This window comes from Leptothoe sp. EHU-05/26/07-4, assembly GCF_043421015.1.
GTDB lineage: Bacteria > Cyanobacteriota > Cyanobacteriia > Phormidesmidales > Phormidesmidaceae > Leptothoe > Leptothoe turfae.
In genome coordinates this window covers 395,459-412,244 of the sequence record NZ_JAXSQV010000001.1, presented here as the reverse complement: position 1 = coordinate 412,244, position 16,786 = coordinate 395,459, and the positions used below count along the sequence as shown (strand labels likewise).

At 43.8% G+C, this 16,786-nt stretch carries 9 protein-coding genes; 7 read left to right on the top strand and 2 right to left on the bottom strand.

Annotated features, from left to right (window positions below; genetic code table 11):
* The first annotated feature begins 240 nt into the window (after positions 1-240).
* The 3 genes from U2F10_RS01700 (at position 241) to U2F10_RS01690 (ending at position 8,186) form a co-directional block, all read left to right on the top strand.
* Positions 241-4,569 (top strand): WD40 domain-containing protein, encoded by a 4,329-nt coding sequence (locus U2F10_RS01700; protein WP_499870343.1) that lies wholly within the window; start codon positions 241-243, stop codon positions 4,567-4,569.
* Positions 4,570-5,078: 509 nt separating this feature from the next.
* Positions 5,079-6,716: a tetratricopeptide repeat protein gene (locus U2F10_RS01695; RefSeq protein ID WP_499870341.1), complete on the top strand. Its 1,638-nt coding sequence runs from the start codon at positions 5,079-5,081 to the stop codon at positions 6,714-6,716.
* A 3-nt stretch (positions 6,717-6,719) separates the two neighbouring features.
* The gene (locus U2F10_RS01690; protein ID WP_499870340.1) at positions 6,720-8,186 is read left to right on the top strand and encodes a hypothetical protein; all 1,467 of its coding nucleotides are present in this window, start codon (positions 6,720-6,722) and stop codon (positions 8,184-8,186) included.
* A 139-nt stretch (positions 8,187-8,325) separates the two neighbouring features.
* Here U2F10_RS01690 and mobF read toward each other — a convergent pair whose 3' ends face one another.
* Positions 8,326-11,454 carry a MobF family relaxase gene (mobF, locus tag U2F10_RS01685; RefSeq protein ID WP_499870338.1) on the bottom strand — a complete coding sequence of 1,043 codons (3,129 nt, stop codon included), beginning with the start codon at positions 11,452-11,454 and terminating at the stop codon, positions 8,326-8,328.
* Between the two features lie 296 nt (positions 11,455-11,750).
* On the opposite strand from mobF, the gene U2F10_RS01680 reads away from it, so the two are divergent.
* From U2F10_RS01680 to U2F10_RS01665, 4 genes are all read left to right on the top strand, one after another.
* On the top strand, positions 11,751-12,878 hold the full coding sequence (locus tag U2F10_RS01680) for a hypothetical protein (RefSeq protein WP_499870337.1): 1,128 nt from the start codon (positions 11,751-11,753) through the stop codon (positions 12,876-12,878).
* A gap of 9 nt (positions 12,879-12,887) precedes the next feature.
* Entirely contained in the window at positions 12,888-13,415 is a 528-nt protein-coding gene (locus U2F10_RS01675; protein WP_499870335.1) for a hypothetical protein, read from the top strand.
* Positions 13,416-13,808, top strand: coding sequence for a hypothetical protein (locus U2F10_RS01670; protein ID WP_499870334.1), 393 nt, complete (start codon positions 13,416-13,418; stop codon positions 13,806-13,808).
* Positions 13,809-13,971: 163 nt separating this feature from the next.
* Complete coding sequence (locus U2F10_RS01665; protein WP_499870332.1) at positions 13,972-14,475, top strand: hypothetical protein; 504 nt, start codon at positions 13,972-13,974, stop codon at positions 14,473-14,475.
* 344 nt (positions 14,476-14,819) lie between these two features.
* Here U2F10_RS01665 and U2F10_RS01660 read toward each other — a convergent pair whose 3' ends face one another.
* The gene (locus U2F10_RS01660; protein WP_499870330.1) at positions 14,820-16,550 is read right to left on the bottom strand and encodes a caspase family protein; all 1,731 of its coding nucleotides are present in this window, start codon (positions 16,548-16,550) and stop codon (positions 14,820-14,822) included.
* Positions 16,551-16,786: the final 236 nt, after the last annotated feature.

Genomic DNA, 16,786 nt, shown 5'->3' with positions numbered 1-16,786 from the left:
TCTGAAACTCTTGAACTGTAGAGCTTCTAGAGGTCGCATATTCCAGAAGCTATTCTTAATGAGCCACCAGATATGTAAAAACACGATTTTATTATATTGTAGTCAAAATATTTTCTAAGTATTTTTTTATACTTTCTTACTTATGTGTTTATCTAATTGAACTGTTAGAGTTATTTGTAACCTTGCCCAGATAGCAAAAAATTAGCTTTCATTAGAAAAACCAGAGTTGAGGAAAGCAGGGTGTTTGGACTCGATAATCTGATAGATATGCTCTTCGATACTGCAATGGAGAGCGTTAGCCGCAATGAACGGATTATCAAACTACTCAAACACCTAAAGCTTGATCCCGAGCACCCACCAGAGGATTTTCCTGGTGTCTACAGATATGCCCTGGTGGAATACGGAATGGGCAAACCTCGCCCTGTGCTGGAAATTTTCAGACAGGATAAGATTCAGGCGCTTTTCCGTGAAGCCCTGGAACGTAATAGCCCCTCGATCCTGCTTAAGAATGGAGAAGCCTTTCTAGATAACCACCCTCTACAGACTGATCTCCAGGCCAATAACGTCGATGTACGACGGGAATTCTACGAGTTCGCAGCTATATTTATCGAAGTCGCCAAACGTACCCGCACTCCAGCTGAAATTTTGGCTGAGCAAAAACTGGACTCCCTACATCGGCAAATTGGCACCTTACAAGAGCGCCTGAGCCGTTTACCCACTCTTGAGGGAATGCGTACCGAAATGGCACGCTTAGCAGCTCAAGATAATCTTGCTTTGCCAGCAGGTGAAGCCTTTAGCGCAGAGCAATGTAAGGCATTTGCCCTGGCTCAGCAAATGCGTGGCTGGTTCGAAACTCTAGGCTTTCGCTTTGAATCCCACGAAGTTTGGCAGGATGACTATTTTGAGTGGATTATCAATATCCCTATACGGCGGGGACGGTACGATCGCATCCTGGTACGCGGTATTGATGGGGAAGCTGGACTGCGAGATGTAGAGGAGCTAAAGCAGGCGGTTGAAACCCATCGCACTGATGAAGGTTGGCTAGTCACTGCCCGACGCATTAGCCGGGCTGCCCGAGATGAAGCCAATAAGGAAGAAAACGATGGACTGGGTTGCTACACCCTGGATGAACTACTTGATCAGGATGCTGACTTTAGTGGTTACCTGAACTGGCTAGAATCCGAGATTCAGAAACGTGGTATCGCGCGGAAGTACGTGCCGTTGGCCTGTCTCAAGGAAGAAGTTGATCCTGATACTAAACAACGTATCGGTGTCAGCCGTTACGATGATCGCGATGGCTGGATCGATGGCTATATAGACCTTTGGCTAGATGACCCCGCTAAGGAACATATATCTGTCTTAGGTGAGTTTGGTACAGGCAAAACCTGGTTTGCTCTTCACTATGCCTGGAAAGCCCTGCAGCATTATCGAGAAGCTCAGAAACGGGGTCTAGAGCGGCCTCGTTTACCGCTGGTGATTCCCCTGCGGGACTACGCAAAAGCTGTCAGCGTCGAATCTTTATTTTCAGAGTTCTTTTTCCGCAAGCATGAGATCCCCATTCCTGGTTATTCTGCTTTTGAGCAGCTCAACCGTATGGGCAAACTGTTGCTGATTTTCGATGGCTTTGATGAAATGGCTGCCCGTGTTGATCGCCAGGAGATGATCAACAACTTTTGGGAATTGGCTAAGGTAGTAGTGCCTAGTGCCAAAGTCATCCTTACCTGTCGCACTGAACATTTTCCAGATGCAAGGGAGGGGAGGGCTCTGTTAAATGCAGAATTACAAGCTTCCACCCGAGATTTAACTGGAGAGACACCTCAGTTTGAAGTTCTTGAACTGGAGAAATTCAATGATGAACAAATTCACCAGGTTTTAGAACGCCAAGCACAACCAGCAACAGTAGAACAAATTATGGGTAATCCTGAATTGCTGGATTTAGCCCGTCGTCCTGTATTGACTGAGCTGATTCTAGAGGCATTGCCTGATATTGAAGCTGGTAAGCCAGTAGATATGTCTCGGGTTTATCTCTACGCTGTACGTCACAAAATGGAGCGTGATATTAAAGCTGAGCGTACGTTTACATCAATGGCAGATAAGCTCTATTTTATGTGTGAGCTGTCCTGGGAGATGCTCAGTACTGACCGGATGAGTATTAACTATCGAGAATTCCCGGATCGTATTCGTAAGCTATTTGGCCCTGCAGTTGAGGAAGAGAAAAATCTCGATCATTGGCATTACGATATGATGGGTCAGACTATGCTAATCCGCAACGCAAAAGGGGATTACTCACCAGCTCATCGTTCTCTACTAGAATTTTTTGTTGCTTATAAATTTGCATTCGAGTTAGCTGTTATAGCTGATGATTTTGCTGAACTGATAGATAAGAAAGTATTTGCATTTCCAACTGATTTAAGTAGTACCTTTGGGAAGGTTCTTTTGTCGAAGGCATTAACTGATTTATTACTGCCCATAATTGCCTCAGCAACTAATGCTGAAGGAAAACTCATAGACCTTATAAAATCTCATAGAAGCAAAACCAATAAAAATGATTACGTAATTGGAAACTCCATTAATCTACTCCTGAAGATGAACTTATCTGCCCTGCAGGATGTAGCCCTAGACAACACCAAAATTATTGGTGCTGACTTTACTAATGCCAAGCTGCAAAATACAAGCTTTATAAATGCAAGAATCCTGGACTCTAGCTTCACCAAGGTGTTAGGTTATGTTTGGTCAGTTGCCTTTAGCCCTGATGGAAATCTTTTAGCTACCAGTAGTAGTAATGGAATTGTTCATTTGTGGGATGGCAAGAGTTATAAGGAAATAGCAGCTTTCAGAGGTCATACTAATAGAGTATATAAAGTTGCTTTTAGCTCAGATGGAAAGATTCTTGCTAGTGCAGGCGCAGATAAAACAATACGATTATGGGGCATCAGTCACAACAAATGCCTGGCAGTATTGAAAGGGCATACAGGCATAATACGTTCTATAGCGTTTGGTTCTAATAAGAACTGGCTATTCAGTGGAAGCTTTGATCAAACAATTAAGCTTTGGGATATTCAAACAGGAGAGTGTATAAGAACTTTTCAAGGTCATACCGGATCCATATGGGCACTTGAAATTTCCCCCTCAAACGATTTCTTTGTTAGTGGAAGTGGTGATTCAACCATAAAGCTATGGGACTTAGATACTGGAGAATGTATTAAAACCCTAAAGGGGCACCAAAGTCGAGTATGTGCCTTAGCGCTGAGTCGCGATTGCCAGACTCTAATCAGTAGCAGTAGTGAAAGTATTCAATTTTGGGATATTAATGCTGGACATGCTCTTAAATCTATAGACGTTGAGAGTAATTGGTCCTCGCCTCTTTCTGTAAATTGGTCCGATGGAAAGTTTGCAAGGAGCAATAAAAATGAAAACATAGAAATTTGGGATATTCAGTCTTCTAAAATTGAAATAACCTTTCCAGGACATGCTGATCTGGTTTCCTCAATTGTCTTTAAGCCAGAAGAAAACATATTAGTTACGGGTAGCGCTGATCAAACTATCAAAGTCTGGAGTTTAAAGCAAAAATCTTGTTTGAAGACGATCAAAGGGTTAAGTGATTGGGTGTGGACTGTTAGCTTTGATCCAAGTGGTAATTTGTTAGCTAGTGGTTACGATGATGGAATTGTAAGGATTTGGGACGTTGTTCATGGAACTTGTTTGCAAACATTTCATGAACACACAGAAGCAGTTTGTTCTGTGGCTTTTAGTCAAGATGGACGTTTTTTAGCTACTGGTGCTGAGGATTCAGTGAAAATCTGGGATCTGGAGCAAAATAAGTGCCTAATGAACTTAGATGACCATACAAAATGGGTCCAATCTGTTGTGTTTAGCCCCACAGGGAAATATCTTGCCAGTGGAAGTGGTGATACAACTATTTTGATATGGGATGTAAGCACTGGAGAATGCCTGAAATGCTTGGATGGCAATCCAAGTGCTATCACCTCAGTTGTTTTCGGTGCGAACGATGACATTTTAATTAGTGGTGATAGAGCTGGTGATCTCAAGATTTGGAACCTCGATGATGAAACATGCATCGCAGTAAGCCAAGAAAATGAATCACTCATTTGGTCTGTTGCATATAGTCAACATCTATCTATGTTTGCTGCCAGTTATTCTGATAGCAAAGTGAGATTGTTTAACATGAAAACGTATGAGCTGATTAAAACTATTGAAGGCCATTCGGATTGGATTCAGTCGATTACGTTTGGAACTGATTCCAATCTATTAGTGAGCGCCAGTGCCGATCAAACCTTGAAAATATGGGATGCTTTAGATGGCAGATGTTTAAAGACTCTAGAAGGTCATTCCAGTCCTGTTTTTTCTGTTTCACTTAATCATGAGAATACATTACTGGCTAGTGGCAGTAGCGATCGCACTATCAAGTTATGGAATCCCCAAACAGGGGAATGCTTGCGCACCTTAACAGATAGACTTTACGAAGGAATGAATATTACAGGTGTTCAAGGATTAACTGCTGCGGAGAAAGATACACTGAAGGCACTGGGCGCATTAGAAAATTCATAAGGTGGCTATTCTAAAAGCGAAAAAATAGATTGCAACAGTCAAGATGTAATATCAAACATTAATCGAACATGTAACACATAATAGTTGAGACATTGGTTCAGAAGTAATGCGAACATACACATAGTTAATACACATCACCTTATCACCACGTATTTAGGATTACCCACGTCAGCTGCCTAGCTCTTTAGTCTCAGTGAGGCAGAGATTTTCAAATTGTTACTTAAAGATTGTAGAAATATCTTAATTATCATTAAACTTAAATGGCAAACCTATCTTTGGTAATGCCCTATTTAGGGGGTATGCTACCACTTAGAGAATTTTGAAGAAATGCTAAAATATAACCATCTTGATTTGAGGCAAGGTTATACATGACTTGGGAATATCTTAAGTGTTTCTACTTAATGCTCTTTAAAGGGATAGCCTTATAAGTTGTTTGTTGGGTAGGTAGCTTTATCCCTATTGGCTTTATAACAAAAGCTGAAAACCTCATAGTCAGGAGTATACGTTTTGTGGAAATCCACAGAAGTATATTGAAGAATATGCGTGGAATTAAATCCCGACGCTGGCTTGTACAGATATTTTACTTAATATTTTTTCTGTTAGTAACACCTAGAATCATATTTGCACAGGATCAATCTGCTGTTGAGAATTCTCAACAAATTACTCTAGAAGAGCGTTTAAGTATTCTTGAAGAACGACAAGAATTGCTTGTTGAAGCAGCAGAGCGTGACCTTGGTCGCGTCTACTTGATATTTTCGGCTGTCTCAGCATTTTTTGCTATTTTTTTAGTATTTAGTGGTTTGAGAAGTTTTTTTGATGATCGGCGAAGATATAGGCTTGAAGATCAGTATATGGGTGAAATTCGCTCAATGATGGGGTCTTTCAGGGATAACATCGGAATGATCAACTCATTGATTGCCTCTTTGAAAGAGACGTTTAATATTCAAGCTGATATCACCAAGAAGCTTCAAGAAATCGATCAACAAATTGGAAGTTTCGATAACTATCGCTCCCAGGAGGAGATGATGTATCGCTCTCAAGTCGATACTATCAATACGGATTTTTCCAAAGCTTTCATATCATGCAACTTTCATAAACGTAATCGTGAATTATTTAAAGAAGAAGAAAATCGTATACAAATTCATACATTTTCGACAAGACTCAATACTTTGGAGTTGACTGGAAACCTAGCCAATTTACTTAGCCCTGTTTCTTCCTTTGTAAGGGGATTGAGCAGATTTAATGAAATGAATTATCAGCAAGCAATAGAAGACTTGTTAAAAGCGCGAAATTCGGCAAAGGCTCAACTAATTGCTCCTTTATCCCAATATGGAAATTGGGATGCTGACGAAATCAAAAGGAATCTGCGCATTCTAATAGATGAAACCTATTATCATCTTGGCATCATGTACTACAACACAGGTGCTTATGACAAAGCGGAAAATGAATTTGCTGATGCGCATGAGAGATATCCTTTAGATTTTCGCTCACGAATCTATATCCCTGAGTTGCTTTTTTTTCATGGAAATACTGATCCGCAAAAAGTAGTAGACGCCTTTAAATCTGTTGAAATTGAATTAAACAATGTTACTTCTAATAAGAGAAAACAAATGTCTCCAACTTGGGAGTGGTGCTATGCAGCATTGAAACTTAGACAAGGGAACATCTTTCTTAAGAAAATATTTTCACAAACATTTAGAAGCTCATCGTGGAGTCAAATTGAGAATAATAAGTTGGCTATCGAATGCTTTTGGGAGGCAAGAGATAAAAATCCGAAGTCGCCAGTCGTAAATTTCTCACTTGCCCAAGCTATGGAATTGGATGGGAAATCAGTGCTTTGGAAAGATTTAACTCCAAAACAGCTCTTTAAAGAAGCATTTATCCAGTTTAGAAATCAAGCTATTAGAAAAACCGAGCCCATTTTGCTAACCATGCTTTACTATTGCGCAGCAATAAGTTGCTTTGGTGGCAAAATCCAAAATGATAGTCCTAGCACTTACCTTGGTCTGGCTCGGCAGCAATTGCAAAAAATACCAGAATCTATTTTGGTGTTTTCTCCATTGAATAAAGTAATGTCAGAACATTCTGTTCTGTTAAATGAAATGGAACAGTTGGAAATATGGTGGCAAGAACAATTAAGGAGATAAAGTATGGGAATTCGAATAATAAAGGCAAAAGATGGATGTATCATCTTTTTCCCATTTAGAAAACAATCCAAAAATTTTCCTAAGGTTATATCTGGCCCACAAAAAACACGTCGCCGATGGGGAGAAGAGTGGGTACAACTTAGCACGAGCTTAGTAACTTTAGAAGTTCGTCAGGAAGGTGATTCAGCCTTTAATCTAGGTAATGATTTAAGATGCGATGTTGTTGCTAGAATACAAACTCAAATTGATGAGAGCAACTTAGAGAAATCGTTGCCTAAGCTGGTGGAAAAGCTACGATGTGCAACCATTAAAGACACTCAATCCGTTATTACAGATAAAATCTTTCGAGATCGACTAAATTCCAGATTTTGTGCAGCGGTTGCACAAACTTTATCGCAAGCTGACTATCTGAAACTGCTCGAAGAACCAGAGCATCATAATCAACTTAACAAGATATTTAAAGAAAAATCTATAGCATTTTTGACAGAATGTGGTTTTTCAATTATCTCAAGTGAGATCCGTGTCCGTCCTTTAGATCCTGGAATTCTTGGGACAGAACAGAGAATTACAGAAAAGTGGATAGAGCTAGAGAAGGTGCATGCATCTCTTGAAGCACAAAAAGAGAGCGCTATAGAAGAGCAAAAGGAAAAACGAAAAAATGCTGCTGCATTACGAGCTCTTGAAACAGAAAAAGCCTTAAAGCAGATTGAAATCAAGCATAAAGAAGCTGAGTTAGAGAATGTGCAGCAGTTATCCCAAATCGAAAAAGATATTGAGAATGAAAAAAATGCTAAAGAGCGGGCTTTGGCAGAAATACGGCGTGAGTTAGAGGAGTATTTTCGAAACAGGCAGAAGCAAGATGAAGAATATCAGCAAAAACAAGCAATTCAAGAAATCCTGAATCAACAAAAGCTTCAACAGATTAAAGAACAGAAAGAGCATGAATTTGAAAAAGAACAAATAGCATATGAAAATGAGGTGCGTCAAGAAAAGCTGAAAACATTAGAGCAAGAACTAGAACTTGCAAAATCTCAGTTAGAACTTGCTAAACTAGAGACTGATCTTCAGAAAATTCAAGGGATAGCAGAAGCTCAAATCATAGAAGCACGTTTAAAGGCTTCAGAAAGTCTTCAGAGAGAGAAAGCTATTGCAGCTATAAGGGTATTGGAGAAGCTTGTAGAAACGCTTCCTGACATTACATCGCATATTCCAGTTGACACATCTGGAGATAGAACAATCGTACAAATTGGTTCAGATGTTGACCCAAACTCTCTAAATGGTGGTATCGGAATTTTAGGTCTATTGATGATGCCAACTATCAAAAAGCTGCTTAGTCAGCTTTCGGACGATACTTCCAATACTCTATTAGACTCATCATTGGCTGATTCACTAGTTAAGACTTTAGAGAAAGATGAATCATTGCAAGAAAAATCTCCTTATCCTGTTCAGGATTACGTAGAAGAAGTGTGAATTTTCAGAGCTTTAATAGTTAGTCCTTACCAGCTCCCCCCTTCTGTCAGATGAGGTTTGATCTACTAAAATCTTATCTCTAAAGCTCTGTTGTCTTTCGTCTCTGTATCCTTACACTTAATGCACTACTCTTAATATTCTATTCCAATTCTATTTGATGGCCAATCTTTGATGGAAATAATTGCTTATTTTCCATTACCTGACAGTTAATTACTTTCCGCACCGTTTGATTCACATAGACCATGGCCTGCTGCTTGCCTTGATCTTGAATGATTCGTCGCACCATAGGACTGCCAGCCGAAAGCATTAACGCAATATCCTTCTGGCTCTGTCCATCTTTCAAAGCTTTCCTTGCAACCTGAAGATCTAGGTTTACAGGATCCCTGAGCGTAAGCCCCTGATTATATTGTTGCCAAAGGGCCAAAGACTTCTGTTTTATCGATGGCTGAGTGTTTGACTCAGGTGGAGATACTTGAGCCTTAAACGACTCAGTCTCTTTGTGAGTAACCTCATCAGGAACAGCAAATGACTTTGGCACTGGTGGATTGCTAATTGTTGTAGCTACAGGTTGAGTAAAAGTTGGAGATGTGTTGCTATCTCCCCCGAGCGCACTAACTACATTACTTTCCACCGCTTGAGCCAACGGAACATAATCACTTGTATTTTCTTTCGCCTTCGATACCTCAGCCCACTTTAATAGCTCAACCTTATCAGCCGTATACAGTGCCAAATGGTGTTTTGCACGGGACACCGTCACATAAAAAGACTCACGATTTGTTGTGGTGCTATCCATCAAGGCCATTACCCGATCCGCCGTCTTTCCCTGACTGCCATAGGTCGTACTCACCCAGGCATAGTCCACATACTGCCGACCGCTAAGATTAATCTGCTGCGTATGCCCTTCACTGTCAATCACCTGAGCGGTGCCATTGGAAGCAATAGACTGAACCGTAAATCGCTGGCCATTGCGCCGTTTATTAGCCCGATCATTTTTAGTCCAACGCAGTTGATCGCCAGGAGCTACCTGAACATCCTGGCCCACGTAAACCGACTTCAACGGACACCGCCCAGGATCAACTCCCATCACCTGACCACCCGGTGTCTCTACCAGTAGCCGCTGGTTTTCCCGATTCACCGAAACCACCGTATATTGTTGCCCTTTCAGTAAACCCTGCTTCTTATAATTCTGCGTTAGCACCAGCACATCCCCTGGCTGATACACCGTCACATAAGCAGCCTCGACTTTGGTGATATTCTTCTGACGCAACCCCATAACCGTGAATGCATCCTGCCCTAAACTCCCCTCAGTCTGAAGCTCAGCCCGCAAGGTTTGAGTCAGTGCCAACCGCTCCTGATTGGTGCCTGCCAGAATTAGCATTTGTACCCGTTCTTCGGACGATAGTGCCAAATAATCCTGGGCCAGTTGTTTGCGTCTGAGGTCAGCATTTTCAACCTCACGAATACACCCAGCCGCATCGAGGGTATCGATGCCCTGAACCATCTTGCCCTGGGCGATCAGCTGCACGGCTGTTTTCAGTTCCTGCCGTTGCTGTCGTAAGGTTTCATCCAGGTAAGCGGTAGTAATACCGCCTGCCTGCAAACTTTTGAACGGATTGCCTGCTTCAACGGCAGAAAGCTGCTTCGTATCACCTACCAAAATTACTCGGGACTGTTCGGCAGTGGCACGGGTCAGTAAAGCACGGGCATCTTTCATGCTGAGCAGTCCCGCTTCATCCACAATCCAGATAGCGTTAGTAGTTTCCCGATTTTGAGACGCCAGCAATGCTGCCACCGTTTCTGTCTGAATATCTAATGTCTGGCCCAAACCATGGGCCGCTTCTGCACTGGGGGCAAAACCTCGCACCTGATAGCCCTGGGCCTGGACAATTTTCTTGAGAGTATTCAGAGCATAGGTTTTACCAGAACCGGCAGATCCTTGCCATGCAATGAACTGATCGAGGGTGGTGCAGGTGAGCTGAATAGCTTGCTTTTGCTCTTGGGTAAGGGTGGAATCGCTAACCCAAGATTCCGAAAATGCCAGCGGTTCTACCTTACCCCTACCTTGCTGCATAAGTCGGATGGTATTGAGTTCCAGGTTTAAAGCTGCTTGGGTCGTAAACTTCTGCTCTTCGACTTTGATAAGTTCGGGATTGGTCGCGATCGCACCCTCCAATTCCTCCCAACTTTGCTCCCCCAGATGATGCTCAAATACAAACCGCTCCAGATGCGTCTGCCGAAAAACCGCATCCCGCTCACCACAGTGCTGAATAGCAGGTTTTAAGTTTGATGCAGCACGAATATTCTGGGCGGTTGCGTGCTGACGAGTTGGTGCTGACGCGATCGCAACCTCCTCCCCCGTCAATTCCGGCAACACAAACCCCTTCAACTGCACAAACGCATTCCAGCCCTTTAGCAATCGCTCAACACTGGTTACTTTTGGTTTATTCTTACGTGTCTTCAGATTTGCCGCTTCTCGCAGCAGCATCTCCGACTGGATTTCCTTGCCATTGGCTGCGGTCGGTTTCTTCCCTTCAGACTCCCACTCTTCCAGTAAAGATAGAATCTGCTTTCGCCTGGTAGAAAACGCTTTCAGCAATTCTGGAGCATACCCCTTTAACTCAAACTGTCCGTGGGCTTTAGGCTCAATGTCGTACCCCTGCTGCTTGAGCAAGTGGGCCAATTCATTCTGATAAAGCTGACCCAGCAGTTTTTTATTGGCAATCGCCTGCTCATTACTAAAGCTAAACCAGCGACCATCGGACAACTGGGTAGCATTTAGCACCACACAATGACTATGAAGTTGCGGCTCAACCTCTCGACTGGTGCCATGGGTAAATACTGCGGTGATAAGATTCCCGGTCTTGATTCGTTGCCGTCCCGTCTCGGTTGAAATTCTCGTCTGAGCATAGCGTTCTTCTAAGACAGAAAGTGCTTTCGCTACTGCTTGATGATGAGCTTTGACCACCCGCTCATCCTGTTGCACCAGGGCCGCAATGCTGACACTCTTCGGCGCACTAAAGGTAAAGTCCGTGGCTGCTCGACGTTTATCAATATTGACTTTACGACTGAACAAATTCTGACCATCCGGTGTCTGTCCTCGCAACAGCTGTTGGAAGGTCTCCGTATTGACATCGCCAGAGAGATTCAATTTCTTCGCACCTTCACCTAACCAGCGAGATGGGGATACCCCTTCCTCCTGGCTGTAATAGTCTTCTTTTGAGTAGTAATGGGCCGCTTGATGGGCGGAAAGATTACTCGTGGAAAGCACGGAAAGCCCGGTCTAAAACGACACAACAATCGAGCAAAACGAGTAGATGAGGTGAAAAACCTTGAAACCTTTGGGAGATGGGGGATAGAGGAAAATTGCCAAAAATTTGGCGTCCTGTGTGGCCTCCCCGTGAAGCCCCGGATCGGGGCGTAACTTGGTAGACAAAACCTGAAATCTGATTCCAATACTAACCAATAAGTCTATTCTTTGGTCAACTATATTTCATTATTTATCCATTTATATCCAATTTGGTTTAATGCTCTTAGCATGGGCGTTGTAGGAATTTGGAGATATGTATGACTCTGACTACAGTTGCAAATCCACACATTTATCTAGCGGCGGACCTGGGTTCGTCAGCCTCAAAGTTTTTCTATCGGGTGCATCCAGGGCAAACGGTTCCCTTATGGATGGGGGCAGAAGTAGCCGATGGGCTATCGGCAGTTTCGGTGCCTAGTCTGAATGCATCCGGTCGGCCTCAAGATAGTGCCTGGTTACAACTGGATGATGAAATTGTGCTAGTGGGGGATGCGGCTAAGGCATTTCTGGAAACCAATAGTCTGATGGCGAAGAAGTCGCAAATGGCAGCCTATAAGATTGCGGCGGCATTGGGTGCGATCGCAACCGCTGAAGAACTTCCCACCCACTACGATGCCACCGTCTGGTTAGCCCTGCCCTTAACCGAAATTCGCACCCGTAATGAAGTGGCCGAACAACTACAGGCACTCTGTCAGTCCGGCTTTAAGTTTCGAGATACCCCTCAGCGGATAAAGCTATCGCTAAAGTTCTTCCCTGAAGGCTTTGGACTGTATCTGCGACATAAGCAACAGTTGGAATCCTTAGGTCAGTCTATTGCCCAGCGCTGCATGATGGTGCTGATGATGGGGCATCGGAATTTGTCGGCTCTATATTTTGAGGGTGGCTCGTTGCGAGTGGCATCCTCCAGCTCCAATGGTCCAGGATTCTGGCCAATATTTGAAAAGACCGCTGACTCATTGGGTGTCACAACCGCTGACTATGGGGCCTTGATGAATGCATTAATGACGGGACGTAACCAGCAGATTTCTCAGTCACGGGGCAGTCTCTATGATTTTGGTGAGCTGGCCGAAGCGTTGCGACAGACCTACTGGCAGGCGGTACAGGTGCATTTGCAAGACCATGTCTTTAAACAATTGGGTAATGCAGCCGTGGATATCACTGTCAGTGGTGGAGCCTCCCATGTGTTGCGACCCAGGCTGGAAGATTACTTTGACAGCTTGAATCTGACGGATCGTGTCACCTTTGCCGATGGCAGCCAGTCTCAGCTCACAGCTATTGCCAGTCAGCTCACCGAATCGGCCATTATTCCAACGCTACCGTTACGAATGGTGGACAGTTACGGCCTATTTCAGGGCCTCATCGGTAAGCTATGCAAGGTAACGGCCTAGGAGACATCAATGCCCCGGAAACGACAAGCGAACACGGAACGCCAGCGGATTTTGTTTTCCTACAATGCGGACCTTGATAAGCCCATTGGGGTGGTGTTTGAGTATCTGATTCAGAATGAGCAGATACCCGCCCGCTTGGGTAAGCATAAGGGACTGGAAGCGATGTCGGCCTTTTGGCAGCCCTTTGCCTATCAGGCGATGCAGGATCTCAGTGAGGACGAACTGCAGGGAATGGCCAGAGAATCGGTGGCGGCATTAAGTCGTCAGATTGATTTGATTTGCCAAACCTTTGGCATCGAGTCGCCCCAATCGGCTCAGGTGAGTCCTGAATTGAAACAGGCGATTCAACAGACCATGGGTGAAGTGTTACAGCAGTTTATTGTGACCGGGGTATTGGCATCCCAAGGTGGGGACCAACAAGTTTCAGCAGAGGAGCCGAGCGAGGTGAGCGAAGCCATTCCCCAGAACGAGGGCGTGGATTTTGATGAGTCGACCGCCCTGGGAGAGTTATTGGATGAGTCAGATACGGTGGCATAAATGGATTTAACCCCCAAAGAACCGGCAAATGAGCGTGGCGTAGTAGCGCGGCAACAGTATTTGGAGTTGGCGCGGGTTGTGATTGGAGAACCTCAGATAGACTATGGCACCCTCTATGAACGATTTGCCCAGAATGATTGGGCGGCGGTTAAGTTGGATGAGGCAGTGGCACTGAAGGGGTTAATGACTGGGCATTCACCTAAATTAGTGGCAAGAATTTTGCATCAAAGTCCTTACATGCAACATCAGGTACATCGGAACAAGGTGCCGCTTGCACCGATGAGTCAATATGTGAGATCGACCGTGATGAAACTGTGGCAACAAGTAGAGAAGGCAAAGTCTCTGGGAACGCAACCGATAAAATCTCGGAAGGCTGATTTAGAAATTGACTGACGAGCGATTTTGATTACGAATTTGGCACCGATAGACCTCGCTTTAATGACTATTTGATTCTTAGTTTGGCTAACGGTAGGGGCGATGTAGTGTTAACCAGTGGTGCGTCTTATCTGATGAACAAGGATTGCGACAGTATTTTGAATCTCAAAGGAGTGGCTTAATGGCTGAGGAAAGCAAGTCTGATCGGGTGAAGTTTGTCTACAATGCTCAGTTTCCGTCATCCACAGCGGTGGTGTTGGATTATCTGATTAACAATGATGTTTTCACCAGTCGCCAGGGTCGGCAGCGGGCGATGGATGCCATTTCGGCATTTTATCGTCCGCTGGCCGAGGAGGAGCGAGGGGAAATGAGTGAGGAGCAGGTGCAGGCGGTGACCAGTGTCTGTGTGGAACAGTTGGTGAAGCAGATTGATACTTTGTGCGATCTCTACCAACTTCCCAATCCCATCACAGATCGTCCAGGTTCAGCGGCTATTTCGGGTGATCGGCTAGAGAGCATCCTAGAATCCGGCTTTCAGACCATTGCTGATGCCATTCGGGACAGTGGATTATCGGTGGATAGTTCACTGTCGTCGCCACCAAATTTAGAACAAGGTGTCGTCATGAATGATGATGAACTATGGGATATCGATTTGTTAGATATCATCTCTTCTGGCATTATTTAAGGGAAGGTTGAGCCGGTTGAGCTGCTGTCGAGATTATGTCATCAACAGCTTGAGCACATTTTGCTTTTTGGATAGTGACATCAGGTGCTCCCACTAAAAAAATCCTGTCCCTCAGTCTGATCAATAGCTTCCTTGACTACGACGCAATATTTGGGTCGTAGTTGTGGGTCTAGCCTGATGACGATCTCACTAATCAACCGATGATGAAAATTGGGCTATGAGCACGGATGTTCGAGGTAGGGATCCATTCCAGGCAACGGTGAAGACATTGATTCATCCTCAGAGCAAGCACTCTCTGATTCTAATCAGACCTGGACTAGCGTAATTGCCATTTCAATTGGGAACTACTCGTTTAACTTATGTTGAATAGCCTTTATTAATTCTTCAAACCCGGATTCACTATGAATTTGAGCAGTCAGGGTATTCATATCCTTGAGGATATTAGTCAGCCGAGGCAGATACTGACGTATTTCGTTATAGAGGTCAATATCTTCTCGAAACCCTTCTAAGTTGGCAGATGAGACACTGCGAATTTGTTGGTCTAACTCTTGAATTTCTTGCTCCCAATGTTGAACATATTGAATACGATCCTTGGGTTTGTAGATTTTTGCATCGTCTAGAACGACAGGAAAGATTCGTTCGTAGAACTGCTCATTTTTGGCGATTTGCAATAGTTCAAACATGCAATTTTCTGACTTGAGATATTTTTCGCTAATAACGATCACTACACATTTGCCGCGACCAATCTGTTCCATAAAGGCTTTGATGCGTCCCTTAAAACCCAAATGATTTTTATCTCGAATGAGTGAGATACTTTTTGTCTTGCAGATTTCATCAATTTGATTAGCGATCTCTTCACTCTTACCACCCCAGGCATAAGAGATGAATACCTCTTTTTGGTCAGTTGCAACCTCATTTTTCAAGTTGTCTATTGGTTTCTCTGTTTGCCTGTGGCCAGAATTGCCAGAAGGCTGCTGGTTGGATTGTTGAGGAGTTGGAGGTTGTGATTCACGAGATGTTCGATCTGTGTGGATGGTATCCCCAATGGAAAAATTGCTAGCCGTATCGAAACTGAAATTATTCTGACCGCGTTGAATGATGTTACCGCTGCCAGTCACATTATTGTTGCCAGTAATAATGGTGCTGCCAACCGCATTACCTCCAATTGCAACACTTCTTTCGCCTGATGCACTAATCTGTACTTGGTTAACAATGGTAGGCTGCGGCTTGATAGCAGCCCATCCACCTGTGGGTAAGCCTTTACCCCCTTGGAGAAGGGAAATCGCAAATCGTTCTGTCTCTGCCATTTCAAAGCGTGGAGTTTGCTGCTCTCCTATGGCAGCTGCGCTCTTTGGAACTACCTTCCCTAAATGATTGGCCAGGTCAAACACGGTTACTTCAGTTGCCCCTGGTGGGCTAGCAGCACCCTGCAATGCTTCAATTAGATGATGGGTATAGATGCTTAACGTATTGTCTGGTCGAATCCAGGATTTTTGCTCTCCTCGGCAAGACGTAAATACTACTCTACCCTCACCTTGTTTAAGGGAGTCAATCAGATCTTTTGGATCGGCAGTTGATACCACGCCTTTAGGTAGTCGAGGTTCTGACGTATTTTCTTTGGGCGTTGCCATACCAGCGGCATGACAGCAATCTAGGATAACGAGCAGTCGCTTGGCAGGAATTTGATGTAGGGCTTGATTGAATGCTTTGGTTGACAGAGCTGAGTTGCGCCAGTCATAGGAATCAAAATCATGAGGGATGAGATAGTAGTCGCTACTAGTTGTTTCTAGCCAGCCATGTCCAGAGTAATAAACAATCGCAGTACCCTCTGGATCAGCTTCTAATTGAGCTCTTAGCCAAGCCATACCATCTAAGATTGATTGTTTAGTAGCCCTTGCATCGTTAAGTAGCCTTATATGCTGATCGTTGTCAGGGTATGCACAGAGGCTTGAATTAGTCAATATTCTCTGCAATGCTTGTGCATCTTTCACAGTAACGGGTAAAGACAGCTGTGGTTCAGCACACTGACCTATACCTACTAAGAGTGCATAACCATGAGTAAATATCTGTGACATAGCCTTTAATGAATGGACAATACTCAGCTTCACCTTCAAGATACATGCTCTGCCCCATTTATCTGGGGGCTCTACGCTAATTTATTTTTTCAATGGCTAAAAAAAACTTAGTTCAAGTAATTCATGTGTTATGAATGCTACATAATTGAAATCCTATTTGGTTTCTTTAAATTTTTATCGATTAATTACTCCATCTATTTAAAGAGAATGAAATATTAGAGCCAAGTAGTATTGGC

Bases quoted from the DNA above. Each gene is read 5' to 3' on its own strand.
- U2F10_RS01675 (WP_499870335.1), top strand. From the start codon at position 12,888: ATGCCCCGGAAACGACAAGCGAACACGGAACGCCAGCGGATTTTGTTT.
- U2F10_RS01670 (WP_499870334.1), top strand. From the start codon at position 13,416: ATGGATTTAACCCCCAAAGAACCGGCAAATGAGCGTGGCGTAGTAGCG.
- U2F10_RS01690 (WP_499870340.1), top strand. From the start codon at position 6,720: ATGGGAATTCGAATAATAAAGGCAAAAGATGGATGTATCATCTTTTTC.
- U2F10_RS01660 (WP_499870330.1), bottom strand. From the start codon at position 16,550: ATGTCACAGATATTTACTCATGGTTATGCACTCTTAGTAGGTATAGGT.
- U2F10_RS01665 (WP_499870332.1), top strand. From the start codon at position 13,972: ATGGCTGAGGAAAGCAAGTCTGATCGGGTGAAGTTTGTCTACAATGCT.
- U2F10_RS01680 (WP_499870337.1), top strand. From the start codon at position 11,751: ATGACTCTGACTACAGTTGCAAATCCACACATTTATCTAGCGGCGGAC.